The sequence below is a fragment of the Pseudomonas sp. GW823-FHT06B06 genome (assembly GCF_058795195.1).
Map to the genome: position 1 here is coordinate 1 of NZ_JBXAHO010000050.1, position 17,890 is coordinate 17,890.

A 17,890-nucleotide genomic window follows, 5' to 3' on the forward strand; every position below is an offset into this window, starting at 1 on the left:
AGCGCGGCTAAACCGGCGTCCTGCCGGTTTCCCCACTGCGCAATGCCTGCGTTCGGCCATCGTGGTTAACGGGGCGCTCGCGATCAACAGCAAAGCGAGGCGGCCTGACAGCCGACCTGACTTTTACGGTTGTACCTGAATGTCGAAACCCTATAGCTGCGGCGTGACCCTCACTCGAAGGCGCTCCGGTAGGCAAACAGACCAGGCATGCCGCCGGTCATCACAAACAGCAGATTGCTGCCCGCCGGGTAATCACCCCGACGTACAGCCGCGAGCATCCCGGCGAAAGCCTTGCCACCGTAGACGGGATCGGTGAGCAAGCCTTCCTGGGACGCCAGCAGGCGTACCGCTTCGAGCATCGCTTCGGTCGGCGCGCCATAGGCATCTCCGCGTTGGCTGCCATCCACGCGAATCGAGTGGTCGGCCAGCGTCGTGGACCGGTCAAGTAGCTGTAGGACCTGTCGGGTTTTTTGCAGGGTCGTGGTCGTGGCCTGTTCCTCCGTCGCCAGCACCGAGTAGCCGAGGATTTGCGTCGAGGCGCCAGCCAGGGTGACGCCGGCCAATAACCCTGAATGCGTGCCGGCGCTGCCATTGGGCACGATGATTTGCTCGAAATGCATATCCAGCGCCTCCGCCTGGCGCAGGATCTCGCCTGCGCAGGCGGCATAACCCAGGCTGCCCCGAGGGCTGGACCCGCCGAGGGGCATCACGAAGGGCCTCTTGCCTTGGCCCTTGAGCGTGTCGACCAACTGCGTCGCGTAGGCATCGGGCAAGACACCCCGAGCCAGCCGATGGACCTTCGCGCCAAACAAGGCATCCAGCAGCACATTGCCGTTGTGGCAAAAGTCGTCATCGGTGCGCACGGCCGAGGGTGTCAGGATCAGCTCGCAGGCGAGGCCATGACGGGCCGCCACGGCCGCGGTCAGTCGTGCGTGATTGGATTGCAAACCGCCCCAGGTCACCAGTGTGTCGGCGCCTTCGGCCAAGGCTTCGCCGAGCAGGAACTCCAGTTTGCGCAGTTTGTTGCCACCGCCGCCAAGACCGGTCAGGTCGTCGCGCTTGACGTAGAGCTGACAGCCATTGAGTTCGGGCAAGTCGCTCAAGCGGGACAGTTTCTGTATCGGGGTCGGGCCTTCGAGCAGTGCGACCCGTGGGTAGGCGGCCAGCGCGGCATCAAGATGATTCAAGTCGTGGGGCATGAAGGTTCGCTCGTGGAGTGAAGGAATTTGAACGCCATCGACCACTGTAAAAAGCTCTGGTTCGAAGATATACCACCGGCAAGGAATTACAGTTGATACACCGTGTAATGAATGCGTGCATCTCTAATACAGATGTCATCGATCTTGATAAATCGTTTCACGAGATATATTGACGCGAGATAAGGTCTGCCGCATTCGCCTGCGGAGTACCTGGTCCCATGAATTATGCCGAGCGCAATCTTGCCTATTGGCGTCGCAACCTGGCTGTTTGTGTATTCGGCTCGTTCACCACATTGGTGAGCCTGAGCATGCTGTTGCCGTTCCTGCCGCTCTATGTGCAGCAACTGGGCGTCACTGAGCAGGCCGATGTGGTGCAGTGGTCCGCGGTAGCGTTCGGCGCGACATTCTTTGGCACGGCGATCACTGCACCGCTCTGGGGCCGCTTGGCTGATCGTATTGGGCGTAAACCGATGCTGGTCCGCGCGGCCATCGGCATGGCGATCGTGATGTCGCTGATCGGGCTGGCGCGGGACGTTACCGATCTGGTGGCGCTGCGCCTGATCGCCGGGCTCATCGGCGGTTATGCCTCGGCTTCGATCGTGATGATCGGTTCCCAGGTGCCACGGGAAAAGGCCGGTTGGGCACTGGGCGTGCTGTCGACGGGGGCGTTGTCCGGCAATTTGATCGGGCCGCTGGTAGGTGGATTCCTCCCGCAGTGGGTAGGTATCCGTGGCACTTTTTTTGTTGGCGGCGCGATGATCGCCGTGGCGGCGATCACCACCATCGTGCTGATTCGTGAGTCGTTCGATCGTAGTTCGGACGGGGCCCGACGCGCCAAAAAAATCCCGGTCGAAGGTGCCGGTTCTCGGTGGCCGATCATTGGCGCACTGCTGATGACGGCAATGATGGTGCTGCTGGCCAACATGTCGATCGAACCGATCATCACTGTCTACATCGGTCATCTGGGCGTGGCCCTTGATGATCAGGCGCAGATTGCCGGCGTGGTAATGGCCTGTTCGGCGCTGGGCAGCATCCTGACTGCCGCCAGGCTGGGGGCACTGGCCGATCGAGTCGGCAGCTGGAATGTGATCATCGGATGCCTGGTGCTGACGGCCATCGTCATGGTGCCCCAGGCATTCGTTACGCAGTGGTGGCAACTGGCAGTGTTGCGCGCCCTGATGGGCATGACCATAGCCGGGCTGCTGCCGGCGATTGCCAAGCTGATCCGGCAATCGGTCGAGGACCACGACAGCGGAAGAATCCTTGGCTATCTGCAATCGGCACAGTTCTCCGGGCAGGTGATCGGGCCCCTGATCGGTGGCCAGATCGGCGCCCATTTCGGGTTGCACCACGTGTTCCTGGTGACTGCCGCGCTGCTGGTGTTGTGCGCCGGAATCAATGGCTGGGTGAGAAGTGAAGCGGGAATCCAAAGTAGTAAATTCACCAAAAGCGATCAGCCGGATCATTAATGATCATTTTACATGATCATCTGCCGGGCATAGGTTTAAGGGGCACAGATACCGCAGCCAGTGGCGGATCGAGTCTGAATCTGAGGCTGTGGAACAACAATAACGCTACCACTGCTACACGGAGTCAACGTGAACCATGCAACCGAATCAGCCAGAATCCGCAACCATCCCCGGTATAAGGAGCTGGTCTCGCGGCAGCGAACGTTCGTCGCCAGCCTGACCGCGGCAACCCTTGTCCCGTACTTCACGTTCATCCTCGTTGCCGCCTTCGCGCCCCAGTTGCTGGCGACGAAACTTTCCGCGACCAGCATCATCAGTATCGGTTGGCCTTTAGGTGCCGTGTTCATCGTCGGGGCCTGGTTGTTCACCGGGCTGTACATCCATCGCGCCAATGGTGAATTCGATGACCTGACCGCAGAAATCCGCGCGGGGGGCATCGTATGAAGCGCCTCCTCATGAACCTCATCCTTCCCGTCCTGCTCTGTGTATTTGCGGCTCGCGCCATGGCCGGTGACGTCATCCAGGGCGTCGAGAAACAGCCGATCAACATCACCGCCATCAGCATGTTCCTGGTCTTCGTCGTGACAACCCTCGGCATCACGTACTGGGCCGCCTCAAAAACCCGATCCATGGATGATTTCTACACCGCCGGCGGTGGCATCAGCGGCTTCCAGAACGGGTTGGCACTGGCCGGTGACTACATGTCGGCGGCGGCGTTGCTGGGGGTCACCAGCATGATCTTCTTCAACGGCTTCGATGGCGTGCTGTACTCGATCAGCTTCTTTGTTGCCTGGCCCTTGCTGTTGTTTCTGTTCGCCGAGCGCATCCGCAACCTGGGGCGTATCACCATCTCCGATATCGCTTCATTCCGCCTCGATCAAAACCGCATCCGCACGATGACGGCCTTCGGTTCGTTGACGGTGGTGTGCTTTTACCTGGTGGTCCAGATGGTGGGAGCAGGGCAGTTGATCCAACTGCTGTTCGGTCTGCCGTACAACTATGCGGTGGTTGCCGTGGGGCTGTTGATGGCGGTCTACGTCACCTTCGGCGGCATGGTCGCCACCACCTGGGTGCAAATCATCAAGGCCGGTTTGCTACTGGTGGGCGGGACGCTGCTGGCATTCCTGGCGCTGAGCAAGTTCGGCTTTTCCTTCGACCTGTTGTTTGAAAAAGCCGTGGCCGCGCACCGTGATGGCGAGCGGATCCTGCTGCCGAGCAAACTGGTGGCCGACCCGCTGTCGCTGATCTCATTGGCGCTGGGACTGGTATTTGGCACCGCAGGGCTGCCGCATATCCTGATGCGCTTCTTCACCGTGCCGGACGCCAGGCAGGCGCGTAAATCGGTGTTCGTCGCCACGGGCTTCATCGGCTTTTTCTACCTGATCGTGGGCGTGCTGGGCCTGGCGGCCATCGTGATCGTCGGGCAAGACCCGGCCTTCTACGAGTCCGGCAATCTGGCGGGCAAGCTGATCGGCGGCAGTAACATGCCGGTGATGCACCTGGCCAAAGCCGTGGGTGGCGACCTGTTGCTGGGCTTCATTTCCGCCGTGGCGTTCGCGACGATCCTGGCGGTGGTGTCGGGGCTGACCATGGCCGGCACATCGGCGATCTCCCATGACTTGTACGTGATGGTGGTCAGGAAGGGTAAGGCCGAAGCCAAGGACGAACGCCGCGTTTCGCGCATTGCCTCGGTGGGCATTGGCATCGTCGCGGTGGTGCTGGGGATTCTGTTCAAGGATCAGAACATTGCCTTTCTGGTCGCGCTGACGTTCGGCGTGGCGGCCTCGGTCAACTTCCCGATCCTGGTGCTTTCGATGTACTGGAAAGGGTTGACCACACGGGGCGCGCTGATTGGCGGTGTCGCCGGGCTGGTGAGTGCGGTGGGGCTGGTCATTCTTTCGCCGGCGGTGTGGGTCAAGGTGCTGGGCAATGCCGAGGCGATCTTCCCCTATGACTACCCGGCGATCATCTCGATGAACGTGGCATTCCTGTTCACCTGGCTGGGCTCGGTGACTGACCGCAGCCGTGGCGCGGTGCTCGAGCGCGAGCGTTTCGATGATCAGTTGATCCGCGCCCAGACCGGGCTCGGCGCCGCGCAGGCGGTCAACCACTAAGACCTTCGCGGTCCATCCTTTCCTGATTTGCGCATTCTGTAAAAGGAGTCAGCCATGCAACTACGCGACAATGGCCTGAGATTTTCACCCATCACCGTTGCCCTGCACTGGGTCGTGGCGATTTCGCTGCTGGCGATTTTCGGCCTGCAACTGTGGATCGGCCACGCCTCCAGCGAGGCGCAGCAACTGGCGCTTGTCCGGGTACAAAACCTGCTGGGGCTGATTCTGTTCCTCGTCTCGTCCTACCGGTTCTGGGCGCGGATCACCTCCTATCATCCGCTGCCGGTAGGCACGCCGAACCCGATCGAAGTGATCATCAGCCGTTCGGTGGCGGTGTCGCTGGCCTTGGCGATGGTGCTGTTGCCGATCGCGGTTTGGGCTTCGCGGGCCGCCGCCGGCGAGGTGCTGCAACTGCCCGGCGGATTATGGATTCCGTCGCTCCTGCCGGTTAACCCCACCTTGAAGCATGTGGTCGATGTGCTGTTCGCCATTGGCGCCTCCGCGTTCCTCGCAGGGCTCGCGCTGCATGTTTTCGGTGCCGCGAAAAATCACTTTCTCCTGAAGAACAACACGCTCAAGCGGATGCTTGGCAAACATGTGGAGCTGTGAGTCATGAAACAGGACAAAAACGTTTTTTCGGGTAATGTCGTCACCCGGCTCTGCGGCGTGAACTACCCGATCTTCCTCGGCGGCATGGCCGCCATTTCCGGCCCGCAACTGGTCGGGGCCGTGGCCAACGCCGGGGGCATGGGCGTGCTCGGTGGCTTGCGCCTGCCACCTTTGGCCTTGCGTCGTTGGATCGAGGAAACACGGGCACTGACCGACCAGCCCTTCGGGGTGAACCTGGTGCCGCAGTTCGGCGGGCCGGATGTGTTCGAAGCGCAGTTCCAGGTGATCCTCAAGCAAAAGCCCAGATTGCTGTCGCTGTTCTATGCCGAGAAATATGCCGCCGACATGATTCCCCGGGCGAAAGACGCCGGGCTGCTGGTGATGGTGCAAGCGGGGTCGGTGGAGCTGGCTCGCATCGCCATCGCCCAGGGCGCGGACATCATCATTGCCCAGGGCAGTGAAAGTGGTGGGCACCTCAATCGCGGCACGATCGGCATCATGCCGTTGTTGACGTCGATCCTGGCCGTCGCCGAGGGCAAGCCGGTGCTGGCGGCCGGCGGTATCGTCCACGGCGATGATGTGCGCGCACTGATGTCGCTCGGCGCGTCAGGGGTGGTGGTGGGCACGGCGTTCATTGCCACCGACGAGTCCAACGCCCATCCGCTGTACAAAAAGAAGATTGTCGAGGCGACTACCGATGACACGGAGTACCGCACCGGCTATTCGTTCGGTTGGACCTACGGCACGCCGCACCGGGTGATTCCCAATCGGGACAAGTGGAATCTGCTGCGCTTTATCGGCGGCGGGGCCCGGGCGATTGACAAGCCACGGATGGCGCAGAAGCTGTCGCTGTATGCGGGGCAGGGGGTGGGCAAGATCCACAGTGTCGTGCCGGCGGCCGAGCGGGTGGCGGAGCTGGCGTGCGGGCTGGATCAGTTGTCTGTAACCGAGAGAAAGGTCACGGACTACGCTGCGACAGGACGGTTCCTGAACGAGCAGAGAAGGACACTCGGCTGGCAGTGAACCATGTGGGAGCGAGCCTGCTCGCGAAGGCGACAGCACATCCAGAATGGATGTCGACTGAACCACCGCTTTCGCGAGCAGGCTCGCTCCCACAGTGGTTGCCGATGTAGTTCAAGCCACCGCCGGCCGGGCGATCTGTTGTTGCGCCAGGCCGATGAACGCGCTCATCGCCGAGGTGATCATCGTGTCGTTGCGGCGGATGAACACCGTGGAGACATTGGCGAATTCCGCTGGCAGGGTGTGGCAGCGGATGGCATGGCGCACGCTGCAGTTTTCTGCGATGGCCTTGGGCAACAGGGTCACGCCCATGCCCGCCGCCACGCACGACAGGATGCCGTCGAGCGTGCCCAGTTCCATGATCTGGTTGGGCACAAGACCCACCTGGTAGAACCAGTTCTCCAGGGTCGAGCGATAGAAGCAGCCGGTGCGGAACACCAGCACGGTCTGCTGGGGCATTTTCTCGATCAACGCCGGCAACGTTTCGAACTGGCTGCTGCTGACCAGCACCAACTCTTCGCAAAACACCTCTTCCTGGGCCAGCGCCGAGTTCTGGTGAAAGCCGCCGACGAAGGCACCGTCGAGGCGATGGGCTTCAATGGCCTTGATCAACTCGACCGTGGTGCCGGTGAGCAACGACAACTGCACGTCGGGATACTGCTCGCGGTAGCGGGTCAGCACTTGCGGCAAGCGAATGGCAGCGGTGGTCTCCATCGAGCCGAGCCTGAGCAGGCCGCTCGGGCTGCCGGTGTCCATCAGGGCGCTGCGGCTCTCGTCGGTGAGTTGCAGGATGCGCCGCGCATAACCGAGAAAGGTCTCGCCCGCCGAGGTGAGTACCACGCCTGATTTCTTGCGGATGAACAGTTCGCGATTGAGTTCGGCTTCCAGTTCCTTGACGCGCATGGTGACGTTGGACTGCACGGTATTCACCTGCAACGCGGCGGCGGTGAAGCTGCCCAGTTCGGCCACGGCGCAGAAAATCTTCAGTTGGCGCATTTCCATTTGTTGTCACCATCTATCAGTAGAAGTGATCGCAGACATGCTTAACGATCACTTTACGGCCATTTCTGGTGATTAGTAAAGTGACTAAAACCCCCTGATGAGTGAAGGTCGGCCCATGACACTGATTTCGACAATCGACCATGTCTTCGCTGGAGGCCTGGCGGTATTGCAGCCTGAAGGGCAGCGCACGGGCATCTTCAAGCAACGCCAGGCAGGCCCGGTGCGCGTGGAGTTACAGGGGATCGTCGGCGACCAGCACGGCGACACCCGGGTGCACGGCGGGCCGGAAAAAGCCGTGCATCAGTATGCGGCGCAAAACTACCAGCGTCTGGCGCAGGCCTTTGCGCCCAGTGCCGCGCATCTGGTCGCGGGGAGCCTGGGGGAGAACATTTGCGCATTCGGGCTTTCGGAGCTCAACGTGCACATCGGCGACGTGTTCCGCATCGGCAGCAGCTTGCTGCAGGTCTCCCAGCCGCGCAGTCCCTGCTGGAAGATCAACCATCGTTTCGATGCCGAGCACATGTCGATGTTCGTCGCCCGGGAACGAATCACCGGCTGGTATTACCGGGTGCTCGAGCCGGGCTGGCTGCAAGCGGGGGACCGCATTGAATTGCTGGAACGGCATAACGAACGGTTTTCCATCGACCAGTTCTGGCAGGTGCAATTGGCGCACCGGCCGCTGATCGACGATTTGCTCGCGCTGGCGGACAGCGTCGGCCTGGCCGCGGACTGGAAGCGCCGCCTGGGCGAGCGGGCGAAATGGCTGCTTCATAAAATATGATCCATAAGATCATTAATCATCATTTTACATGATTTGTCGGCGGGCCTACCTTGGCCATGTCGGGAGCGCTCAACGCCCCGGCCTGACAACAACAAGAGATGGCTCTTATCCACCACCAGGGGACAACCCGCCATGAGTACCCAGCCTGCAGACATCGCACACTATATTCACGGTCGCCTGACACCCGGCACTTCCAGTCGCTCGCAGCACGTCACCAACCCCGCCACTGGTGTGGTGATCGGCAAGGTGGCCCTGGCCAGTGCCTCGGACGTCGACGCCGCGGTGCAGTCGGCCGCCGTCGCCTTTCCCGCCTGGTCGGCGACACCGCCGCTGCGCCGCGCGCGCATTCTGTTCAAGTTCCTCGCGCTGCTCAACGAGCACCGCGACACCCTGGCCCGGATGATCACCACCGAACATGGCAAGGTCTTCACCGATGCCCAGGGCGAAGTGACGCGCGGCATCGAGGTTGTCGAGTTCGCTTGCGGCATCCCGCAATTGCTCAAGGGCGACTACACCGAGCAAGTCTCGACCAACATCGATAACTGGACCCTGCGCCAGTCCCTGGGCGTGGTGGCCGGTATCACGCCCTTCAACTTCCCGGTGATGGTGCCGATGTGGATGTTTCCGGTGGCCATCGCCTGCGGCAACACCTTCGTGCTCAAGCCGAGCCCGATCGATCCTTCGCCCTCGCTGCTGATCGCCGAGTTGTTCAAGGAAGCCGGGTTGCCGGACGGTGTGTTCAACGTGGTGCAGGGCGATAAGGAAGCGGTGGATGCGCTGCTCGATCACCCTGAAGTCAAGGCCGTGAGCTTTGTCGGCTCCACGCCAATCGCCAACTACATCTACGAGACCGGTGCTCGCCACGGCAAGCGTGTGCAGGCGTTGGGCGGGGCGAAGAACCACATGGTGGTGATGCCTGATGCCGACGTCGAGCAGGTGGTCGATGCGCTGATCGGGGCGGCTTTCGGTTCTGCCGGCGAGCGCTGCATGGCGATCTCGGTAGCGGTGTTTGTCGGTGATGTGGCCGACAAGGTCATCCCGAAACTGGTGGAACGCACCCGCACGCTGAAGATCCTCGAGGGCATGAACCTGGCCGCCGAAATGGGCCCAATCGTTTCGCGCGTGGCGCACCAGCGCATCACCGGCTACATCGAGCAAGGCATCGCTGAAGGCGCCGAGATGCTGGTCGACGGCCGTGACTTCGATGGCTCGCAGGCCGGCGCCGATTGCGCCGGGGGCTTCTGGCTCGGTGGCACAATATTCGACCATGTCACCCCCGCGATGAAGATCTACCAGGAGGAAATCTTCGGTCCGGTGCTGGCGTGCATACGGGTCAAGGATTTCGCCGAGGCGGTCGATCTGGTCAATGCCCACGAATTCGGCAACGGCACCGCGTGCTACACACGCGACGGTCATATCGCCCGTGAATTCGCGACCCGCATCCAGGTGGGCATGGTCGGCATCAACGTGCCGATTCCGGTGCCGATGGCGTGGCACGGCTTCGGTGGCTGGAAGCGCTCGCTGTTCGGTGACATGCACGCCTATGGCGAAGAGGGCGTGCGTTTCTACACCAAACAGAAATCGGTCATGCAGCGCTGGCCGAACAGCATTGCCAAGGGCGCCGAGTTTGCCATGCCGACCTCCAAGTAGACCTTCACGCGCTTTCGGGTTGGAGGGTGTGCAGGCGCGGGCTTGCACGCTGTCCATTGTCCCAGGGGGCGGCTGTGCCTTTTCTCAACGGCGGCTTGCTCCCATTTTCTTGCCCAAGGTAAACCGCGATGCCATTGCTCAAGTTCGACATCATTCAAGGCCGTAGCGACGAACAGCTGCGCACTTTGCTGGAGGTGGCGCATCAGGCCATGGTCCAGGCGTTCGAGGTGCCCGCTAGTGATCGCTACCAGAGCGTGACGCAACACCGGCCGGGGGAGTTGGTACTGCACGACACGGGGTTGGGTTACTCGCGATCGGACAATGTGGTGTTGCTGACGCTGATTTCGCGTCCGCGCCCCCAGCAGCAAAAAGTCGCGTTCTACCGCTTGCTGGCCGAGCAGCTGCACGCCGAGTGCGGCCTGTCGCCTGACGACCTGATCGTTTCACTGGTGGAGAACACCGACGCGGACTGGTCGTTCGGTCGTGGCCGCGCGCAATTTCTGACTGCAGAGCTCTAGCGTTCACTTTCATTCATCAGGCCCAGGTGCTGCCATGTCCAATCCACTGTTGTCCCTATTGAACATCCAATGGCCGATCATTCAGGCGCCGATGGTGGGCGTCTCCACACCCCGTCTTGCGGCGGCGGTGTCCAATGCTGGCGGGCTGGGTTCCATCGGCATTGGCGCGAGCAACGTCGAGCAGGCGCGGGCCCTGCTGCGCGAGACGGCGGCGCATACCGACAAACCCTTCAATGTGAATGTGTTCTGTCACCAGCCGGCTGTCCGGGACACCTTGCGGGAATCCAGGTGGTTGCAATTTCTGGCAGGGTTTTTCGCCGAGTTTGGCGCCGAGACACCGGTGTCGCTGCGGGAAATCTACACCTCGTTCGTCGAGGATGCCGACATGCTGCAGATGCTGCTGGAAGAAAAACCGGCGGTGGTCAGCTTCCATTTTGGCCTGCCGCCACAACCGGCCATCGATGCACTCAAGGCCGCTGGCATTCTGCTGCTGTGTTCCGTGACCAGCCTTGCCGAAGCGTTGGCGGCGCAGGACGCGGGGGTGCATGCCCTGGTGGCACAGGGTTACGAGGCGGGTGGGCATCGCGGGGTCTTCGATCCGCGGCAGGATTTGCAGATGGGCACCTGCGCTTTGGTGCGTGTACTGGTCGATGCCTGTCGTCTGCCATTGATTGCCGCGGGCGGCATCATGGACGGCGCAGGCATTAACGCGGTCATGCGGTTGGGCGCCAGTGCCGCGCAGTTAGGCACGGCATTCATTCTCTGCCCGGAATCGTCGGCGAACGGTGCCTACCGCGAAGCGCTCAAAGGCCCGCGCGCGCATCAGACGCACGTCACCAGCGTCATTTCCGGCCGCCCGGCCCGGGGCATGGTCAATCGCAACTTCACCAGCCTCGAAGGGGCAGGCATCGAAATGCCGGACTACCCGCTCACCTATGACGCCAACAAGGCGCTTAATGCCGCGGCAGCGGCCCGGGCCAATAGCGATTTCGCCGTGCAATGGGCTGGGCAGGGGGCACCATTGGCTCGGGAACTGCCGGCCGCGGCGTTGGTGAAGCTGCTCGCGGCCGAGATGCAATCCTGAGTGCGGGCTTGTCATGGTTTTGTTGTAACTTGGGCGCCGGGACTGAATCGGTTTGCAAGGGAAGAACCATGACATTGACGGCCGAAAAACTGGTTGGCATCGCAATGACCAACCCGATCAACGTGCAATTGTCCTCACGCTTGCCAGCGCTTGGACTTGATCAATGCATGCTCACGGCAGGTTGCCTGTTCCAGGCGGTATGGAATCAAAAGGCACAACGAGATCCTGGCTGGGGCATCAAGGATTACGACGTTTTCTACTTTGACCCCGACCTGTCCTGGGAGGCCGAGAACGAGGTTATCCAGCGGGCTCAAGATGTCTTCCAGGACCTTGGGGTCAACGTCGAGCTCAAGAATCAGGCGCGCGTGCACCTTTGGTATCACCAGCGCTTTGGCGGGACTTACCCCAGGCTTGAATCGGCCAGGGACGGGATTGATCGCTACCTGGTGGCGGGTACTTGTATTGGTCTGGACGTTGTCACCGGCGAGGTCTACGCCCCCTACGGGTTGGCGGATGTAGAGCAGGGCTTGTTGCGTATCAATCCGGCAAACCCCAGGCCTGACTTGTTTGAGCAGAAGGCGAAGAGTTATCAGGTTCGCTGGCCTTGGTTGAGGGTTGTGTAAGGCGTGCCTGTCCGCGTTGTGATCGATGATGGTTCCCACGCTCTGCGTCACTGTTGCGCACGGCTCAGGTCATGCGTCGTCAGCGGAACGCGGAGCGTCCCTGGCGGCATTCCCACGCAGAGCGTGGGAACGATCAACGTGTTCGCTTGAAATCAGGCCGCCTCGCTTTGCTTTTGATCGCGAGCGCCCCGTTAAACCACGATGGCCCATCGCGACGACCCCTGTAGGAGCGAGCATGTCGAATCGTCGCACCGTCGCGATGGAGGTCAACGATGACGCGGGAAGCCTGACACCCCGGGGGCTCTCAGGTTTTTCGTGAGCGAGCTCGCTCCTGCAGAAAGGGCGAAACCATAAGCAGCCGTTACCGCAGCAATGGATATGTACGCCAAAAGAATCCAGCAAAAATAGCCTGGGTGGTTTCTCCCATCGAGTGCCGTCAGGCTACAAAGGCCGATACCTGGACGAGGTTGTTGTCCTGGGCTGCCGCAACAAGGTGCAAAGGCACATGCGGTTGCTCGACGGGGGAGGAGATTTCAATGCTTCCCACAATATGCACTTGTCGCTCGCTCAGTCCGGTCGACTCTAGTTCCTTTGCCTTAGCCATTCTCGCGTGGTTCGCTGCGATTTCGTTGAGAGTTGACACGTTACATCTCCGGTGACTGACCAAGCGTTTTGCTGGAGTCCTTTAGCGTTGATTGGATGGCCATCGCGTCAGTTTTATGTCGTTCGCGATGGCTAACGCGGGCCGGTGCAATCCCCACGCCAGAGAAGGCCGGGATTACCCCTGGCGATTTCATTTGCGACGAAAGGTTATCGGCCTCGGGTTAAAACACGATGCCGAGCTTTACGCCGTACTCGTCCCGGGTCTGCTTGTCGAAGTCGGTTAGCTGAAATTGACCGTCCAGGTCGTATTTGAAGCGGTTGTAGTAAAGGCTGGCAATCACCGGAATCGATCCCTCCTGGTTGAACAGCCAGCTCAGTTCGACAAATGGATTGGTGGTGTCCTTGAGGTCCTGTTCCTCGCTGTCCACGTTGTGGATTTCCAGCTGCGCATTTCCGTTGATGACCTTGCGAACGCCAGCTTCCAGGCGCAAGGTTGAGGTGCTGAAGGCGTGGTTGTAGCCGGCTGCGACTTTAGCGAAGGGAGTGCGATTGGTGAGATTGATGTCGTATTTGTGGAAATCCGGGTCATAACGGTTCCACTTATAGCCTGCTCCGATCAAAACGTCGAAAAAATTGTCGGCATCCAGGGCCATCCTCCAGCCCAGGTCCAGGTCGGCCTGGCCATCGGTGACGCGTTGATGCTTTTCTTCGGAGTACTGCCCGGTGATTTCTGCCTGATACACAAGGCCGCCCCGGCCCGTCATCTTGTTGCCGAAGTTGAGGAACAGTCCTGCTTCGGGAATATGCTCGGAACTGCTGGTCCTGCGGCCTGTAAACTCCAGCTCGCTGTAGCTTCCCAGCAGGCCGACGGAAAAAACAGGGTTTTCAGAAGGTGTTGCGCCAGCGAATGAGGGGGCGACGCCCGCCAGGAGGGAGGTGACAACAGCAGCAAGACTGGTTCTATTCATGAGAACTCCATCAGCGTACTAGGGTCCGAGACGGACCTGTCACTAACAACAATAGTCGGTTTTGGTACAACGTATGACCGGTCGTCGGTGAGTTCTCGAAAAAGATGGCAATTGGCCTTGGTGTCATCTTTTTGTCGTCCATGAGTGCGACTTTGCGGGGTTGCCGTGCGGATCCTTGTCCGACGAACTGCACTTCTGCTCTTTCGATATGTGGCCAGTGCGGGCACAATGCGCATCCTTTTTTTGGCTGGCCTTGCCGGAGGCCTCGAAATGATCAAAACGCCGTACTACCTCATCGATAAGCAAAAGCTGCTGGGCAACATGGAAAAGATTGCCTACGTGCGCGAGCAGTCCGGGGCCAAGGCCCTGCTGGCACTCAAGTGCTTCGCCACCTGGTCGGTGTTTGACCTGATGCAGCAATACATGGATGGCACCACGTCGTCGTCGCTCTACGAACTCAAGCTCGGTCGGCAGAAGTTCGCTGGCGAGACTCACGCCTACAGCGTCGCCTGGGCCGATGACGAAATCGAGGAGATGCTCGACAACTGCGACAAGATCATCTTCAACTCCATCGGCCAGTTGCAGCGCTACACGCAAGCGTCTGAAGGCAAGGTCCGTGGCCTGCGGGTCAATCCGCAGGTGAGCAGCTCCGATTACCTGTTGGCCGACCCGGCACGGCCGTTCAGCCGCCTGGGCGAGTGGGACCCGGTGAAGATCGAGCAGGTCATCGAGCAGATTTCCGGCTTCATGTTCCACAACAACTGTGAGAACGGTGACTTCGGCCTGTTCGACGACATGCTGTGCACCATCGAAGAGCGTTTCGGTCATTTGCTGCACAAGGTCGAGTGGGTCAGCCTCGGTGGCGGTATTCACTTCACCGGCGAAGGCTACGCGCTGGATGAGTTCTGCGCACGCCTCAAGGCGTTTTCGCAAAAGTACGGCGTGCAGGTCTACCTGGAACCAGGCGAAGCGGCGATCACCCAGAGTGCGTCGCTGGAAGTCACCGTGCTGGACACTCTCTACAACGGCAAGCACCTGGCGGTCGTGGACAGCTCTATCGAAGCCCACATGCTCGACCTGCTGATCTACCGCCTGAACGCCAAGCTGGCCCCGAGCGCGGGTGAGCACACCTACATGGTGTGCGGCAAATCCTGCCTGGCCGGCGATATTTTCGGTGAGTACCAGTTCGATCGTCCGCTGGCCATCGGCGACCGCCTGTCGTTCGTCGACGCCGCGGGCTACACCATGGTCAAGAAGAACTGGTTCAACGGCCTGAAGATGCCGTCCATCGTAGTGAAACAACTCGACGGTACTGTCGAGGTGGTTCGTGAGTTCGGTTACAACGACTATATGTCCAGCCTCTCGTAAGCTGGCTGAGAAGGAGAGAGAGAAAAATTGAAGAAGAACGTACTTATCATTGGTGCAGGAGGTGTCGCCAAGGTGGTGGCCCACAAGTGCGCGCAGCACAACGACGAGCTCGGTCGTATTGCTATCGCGTCGCGCAACATCTCCAAATGCCAGGCCATCATCGACAGCGTCAAGGCCAAGGGCAGCCTCAAACAGCCCGCTGAAATCAAGGCATTCACCCTCAATGCCCTGGACGTCGAGGCGACCAAGACGCTGATTCGTGAAACCGAATCGCAGATCGTCATCAACGTCGGCTCCGCTTTCCTCAACATGTCGGTGCTGCGTGCCTGCATCGATACCGGCGCGGCCTACCTGGACACCGCCATCCACGAAGAGCCAGGCAAGATCTGCGAGACGCCACCCTGGTATGGTAACTACGAGTGGAAGCACCTCGAGGAATGCCAGCAGAAGAACGTCACCGCCATCCTCGGCGTGGGCTTCGACCCGGGTGTGGTCAATGCCTATGCGGCACTGGCCCAACAACAGTATTTCGACAGCATTGATTCGATCGATATTCTCGACGTCAATGCCGGTTCCCATGGCAAATATTTCGCCACCAATTTCGATCCGGAAATCAATTTCCGCGAGTTCACCGGGCAGGTGTGGAGCTGGCAGGACAGCCAGTGGACCAGCAACACCATGTTCGAAGTCAAGCGCACCGACGACCTGCCGGTAGTCGGTTCGCAGAACCTGTACCTGACCGGTCACGATGAAGTGCACTCGCTGTCGAAGAACCTTGGCGTGCCTAACGTACGTTTCTGGATGAGCTTCGGCGAGCACTACATCAATGTGTTCACCGTTCTCAAGAACCTCGGCCTGCTTTCCGAGCAACCGGTCAAGACCGCCGAAGGCCTGGAAGTCGTGCCGCTCAAGGTGGTCAAGGCCGTGCTGCCTGATCCGAGCTCGCTGGCGCCTGGCTACACCGGCAAGACTTGCATCGGTGACCTGGTCAAGGGCACCAAGGATGGCCAGCCGCGCGAAGTGTTCATCTACAACGTTGCGGACCACGAGCAAGCTTTTGCCGAAACCGACAGCCAGGGCATTTCCTATACCGCCGGTGTACCACCGGTGGCAGCAGCCCTGCTGGTAGCCCGTGGCGAGTGGGACGTGCAGCGCATGGTCAACGTCGAGGAGCTGCCAGCCGAGGCGTTCCTCAAGGCTTTGGACGTGATGGGCCTGCCGACCCGCATCAAGGACGAGCACGGTGACCGTGCGTGGGACTGCAACGCCTGAGGTTAGGGACTTTGTGGGAGCGAGCCTGCTCGCGATGGACTGACGAGCGCTGAGTTTATTCAGTAAACCAGCGTCATCGTTAACGACCATCGCGAGCAGACTCGCTCCCACATTGGATCAACTGCGCAGATTCGATCAGTGGCGATCCAGCCACACCGTCTGTGCATTGCAGAATTCGCGCACGCCGAAGTGCGAAAGCTCACGGCCGAACCCGCTTTTCTTCACCCCGCCAAAGGTCACGCGCGGGTCACTGGCGCAGTAGCCATTGATGAAGACCCCACCGGTTTCCAGTTCGCTGGCCATCTGCTGGGCCTGCTCGACATTGCCGGTATAGACGGTAGCCGCCAGACCGAACTCACTGTCGTTTGCCAGTTCCAGCGCATGCGCTGCGTCACGAGCGGTGATGATCGAAGCGACCGGGCCAAACAGCTCCTGTTTGAATGAAGTCATCTGGTCAGTGACACCCGCCAGCACCGTAGGCTCATAGAAGTTGCCCGGGCCTTGGGCTTTCTTGCCGCCCAGCAACAAGGTCGCGCCTTCCTCCAGGGTGTCGCGCACCTGTTGATCCAGTTCATCGCGCAGATCGAAGCGGGCCATCGGGCCGATGTACGTCTCGGCGGACAGTGGATCACCGACCACCAGTTTGCGCGTGGCGTCGACAAAGCGCCGGGTGAATTCCTCGACTATGCCTTGCTCGACGATCAGCCGCTTGGCGGCCGCACAGACTTGCCCGGTGTTCTGGTAGCGACCGATCACGGCCGCCTGGACGGCGTCGTCGAGGTTGGCATCATTAAGCACGATGAATGGATCGGAACCGCCCAGTTCCAGCACGCACTTCTTCAGTGCTGCACCCGCCTGGGCGCCGATGGCCATGCCGGCTCGCACACTGCCGGTCAGGGTGACGGCGGCGATGCGTGGGTCGGCGATCGCCTTGGAAACGCCGTCCGGCGTGACGTTGATGACCTCGAAGACACCCTCGGCAAAACCCGCCTGCTTGAAGGCGTCCAGCAGCAGGTAGGCACTGCCCATCACATTGGGCGCGTGCTTGAGCACGTAGGTATTGCCGGCCAGGAGCGTCGGGACTGCACCGCGCAGCACTTGCCAGATCGGGAAGTTCCACGGCATGACCGCGAGGATCGGGCCCAGCGGGCGATATTCGATGCGCGCCTTGTTGCCTTCGACCAGGGTGGGTTCAGCACTGAGCATGGCCGGGCCATGTTCGGCATACCAGTCGCAGAGCTGCGCACATTTTTCGATTTCACCGCGGGCCTGGGCGATCGGCTTGCCCATTTCCAGGGTAATCATGGTGGCCATGGCCTGGGCGTTGTCGCGCAATGCCTGGCCAAGGGCAATCAATCGTTGCACGCGTTGTGCAACCGGCTCGCGGCGCCAGGCGCGGAACCCGTTGGCGGAACGCGACAGGGCCGCGTCCATTGCCGCTGCGGATTCGAAAGGATAGTGGCCGATCTGTTCACCGGTCGCCGGGTTGATCGAAATGGCGTGGGTAAGGCTGGATATGTTGGTCATGGCACCGTCCTGCGGGTAAGAATGGGCTCAGGTTACGGTGCTGTATGTTTTCTTTAAACTGAATAATAATGAGCGTCTTGTTC

17 protein-coding genes are annotated in these 17,890 nt (G+C 60.5%); 12 read left to right on the forward strand and 5 right to left on the reverse strand.

Annotated features, from left to right (window positions below):
- Nucleotides 1-170: 170 nt before the first annotated feature.
- On the reverse strand, nt 171-1,199 hold the full coding sequence (locus AC1Q8Q_RS28905) for a D-cysteine desulfhydrase family protein (protein WP_168757925.1): 1,029 nt from the start codon (nt 1,197-1,199) through the stop codon (nt 171-173).
- 218 nt (nt 1,200-1,417) lie between these two features.
- Here AC1Q8Q_RS28905 and AC1Q8Q_RS28910 point away from each other — a divergent pair, with 218 nt between their 5' ends.
- The 5 genes from AC1Q8Q_RS28910 to AC1Q8Q_RS28930 all read left to right on the forward strand — a co-directional run bounded on the left by AC1Q8Q_RS28910 (nt 1,418) and on the right by AC1Q8Q_RS28930 (nt 6,414).
- Nucleotides 1,418-2,668 (forward strand): MFS transporter, encoded by a 1,251-nt coding sequence (locus tag AC1Q8Q_RS28910; protein ID WP_492615815.1) that lies wholly within the window; start codon nt 1,418-1,420, stop codon nt 2,666-2,668.
- Between the two features lie 129 nt (nt 2,669-2,797).
- Entirely contained in the window at nt 2,798-3,112 is a 315-nt protein-coding gene (locus AC1Q8Q_RS28915; RefSeq protein ID WP_020800728.1) for a DUF485 domain-containing protein, read from the forward strand.
- Complete coding sequence (locus tag AC1Q8Q_RS28920; protein WP_083348898.1) at nt 3,109-4,782, forward strand: cation acetate symporter; 1,674 nt, start codon at nt 3,109-3,111, stop codon at nt 4,780-4,782. Before AC1Q8Q_RS28915 ends, AC1Q8Q_RS28920 begins: the two co-directional genes overlap by 4 nt.
- 54 nt (nt 4,783-4,836) lie before the next feature.
- Complete coding sequence (locus tag AC1Q8Q_RS28925; RefSeq protein WP_168757926.1) at nt 4,837-5,391, forward strand: cytochrome b; 555 nt, start codon at nt 4,837-4,839, stop codon at nt 5,389-5,391.
- Between the two features lie 3 nt (nt 5,392-5,394).
- Nucleotides 5,395-6,414 (forward strand): NAD(P)H-dependent flavin oxidoreductase, encoded by a 1,020-nt coding sequence (locus tag AC1Q8Q_RS28930; RefSeq protein ID WP_168757927.1) that lies wholly within the window; start codon nt 5,395-5,397, stop codon nt 6,412-6,414.
- Nucleotides 6,415-6,525: 111 nt separating this feature from the next.
- Here the strand turns inward: AC1Q8Q_RS28930 and AC1Q8Q_RS28935 are convergent, their stop codons facing one another.
- A complete protein-coding gene (locus AC1Q8Q_RS28935; protein WP_033043782.1) occupies nt 6,526-7,413 on the reverse strand; it encodes a LysR family transcriptional regulator in 888 nt (295 codons plus the stop codon).
- Nucleotides 7,414-7,528: 115 nt separating this feature from the next.
- Between AC1Q8Q_RS28935 and AC1Q8Q_RS28940 the strand changes: the two genes are divergently transcribed.
- From AC1Q8Q_RS28940 to AC1Q8Q_RS28960, 5 genes are all read left to right on the forward strand, one after another.
- A complete protein-coding gene (locus AC1Q8Q_RS28940) occupies nt 7,529-8,194 on the forward strand; it encodes an MOSC domain-containing protein (RefSeq protein WP_033043779.1) in 666 nt (221 codons plus the stop codon).
- A 132-nt stretch (nt 8,195-8,326) separates the two neighbouring features.
- A complete protein-coding gene (locus tag AC1Q8Q_RS28945; protein ID WP_168757928.1) occupies nt 8,327-9,844 on the forward strand; it encodes a CoA-acylating methylmalonate-semialdehyde dehydrogenase in 1,518 nt (505 codons plus the stop codon).
- 128 nt (nt 9,845-9,972) lie between these two features.
- Entirely contained in the window at nt 9,973-10,362 is a 390-nt protein-coding gene (locus tag AC1Q8Q_RS28950; protein WP_033043775.1) for a tautomerase family protein, read from the forward strand.
- Between the two features lie 34 nt (nt 10,363-10,396).
- On the forward strand, nt 10,397-11,446 hold the full coding sequence (locus AC1Q8Q_RS28955; RefSeq protein WP_033043774.1) for an NAD(P)H-dependent flavin oxidoreductase: 1,050 nt from the start codon (nt 10,397-10,399) through the stop codon (nt 11,444-11,446).
- Nucleotides 11,447-11,514: 68 nt separating this feature from the next.
- Nucleotides 11,515-12,069: a nucleotidyltransferase family protein gene (locus AC1Q8Q_RS28960; protein WP_168757929.1), complete on the forward strand. Its 555-nt coding sequence runs from the start codon at nt 11,515-11,517 to the stop codon at nt 12,067-12,069.
- Between the two features lie 436 nt (nt 12,070-12,505).
- Here AC1Q8Q_RS28960 and AC1Q8Q_RS28965 read toward each other — a convergent pair whose 3' ends face one another.
- Complete coding sequence (locus AC1Q8Q_RS28965) at nt 12,506-12,712, reverse strand: hypothetical protein (protein WP_033044665.1); 207 nt, start codon at nt 12,710-12,712, stop codon at nt 12,506-12,508.
- A 181-nt stretch (nt 12,713-12,893) separates the two neighbouring features.
- Nucleotides 12,894-13,640: a hypothetical protein gene (locus AC1Q8Q_RS28970; protein ID WP_168757930.1), complete on the reverse strand. Its 747-nt coding sequence runs from the start codon at nt 13,638-13,640 to the stop codon at nt 12,894-12,896.
- Between the two features lie 270 nt (nt 13,641-13,910).
- Between AC1Q8Q_RS28970 and AC1Q8Q_RS28975 the strand changes: the two genes are divergently transcribed.
- Together AC1Q8Q_RS28975 and AC1Q8Q_RS28980 are read left to right on the forward strand one after the other, a co-directional pair.
- On the forward strand, nt 13,911-15,008 hold the full coding sequence (locus AC1Q8Q_RS28975) for a carboxynorspermidine decarboxylase (protein WP_033044664.1): 1,098 nt from the start codon (nt 13,911-13,913) through the stop codon (nt 15,006-15,008).
- Between the two features lie 27 nt (nt 15,009-15,035).
- Nucleotides 15,036-16,280: a saccharopine dehydrogenase family protein gene (locus AC1Q8Q_RS28980; protein ID WP_020801089.1), complete on the forward strand. Its 1,245-nt coding sequence runs from the start codon at nt 15,036-15,038 to the stop codon at nt 16,278-16,280.
- A gap of 135 nt (nt 16,281-16,415) precedes the next feature.
- On the opposite strand, the gene AC1Q8Q_RS28985 is transcribed toward AC1Q8Q_RS28980, so the two are convergent.
- Nucleotides 16,416-17,807 carry an aldehyde dehydrogenase family protein gene (locus AC1Q8Q_RS28985; RefSeq protein ID WP_020801088.1) on the reverse strand — a complete coding sequence of 464 codons (1,392 nt, stop codon included), beginning with the start codon at nt 17,805-17,807 and terminating at the stop codon, nt 16,416-16,418.
- Between the last annotated feature and the right edge of the window lie 83 nt (nt 17,808-17,890).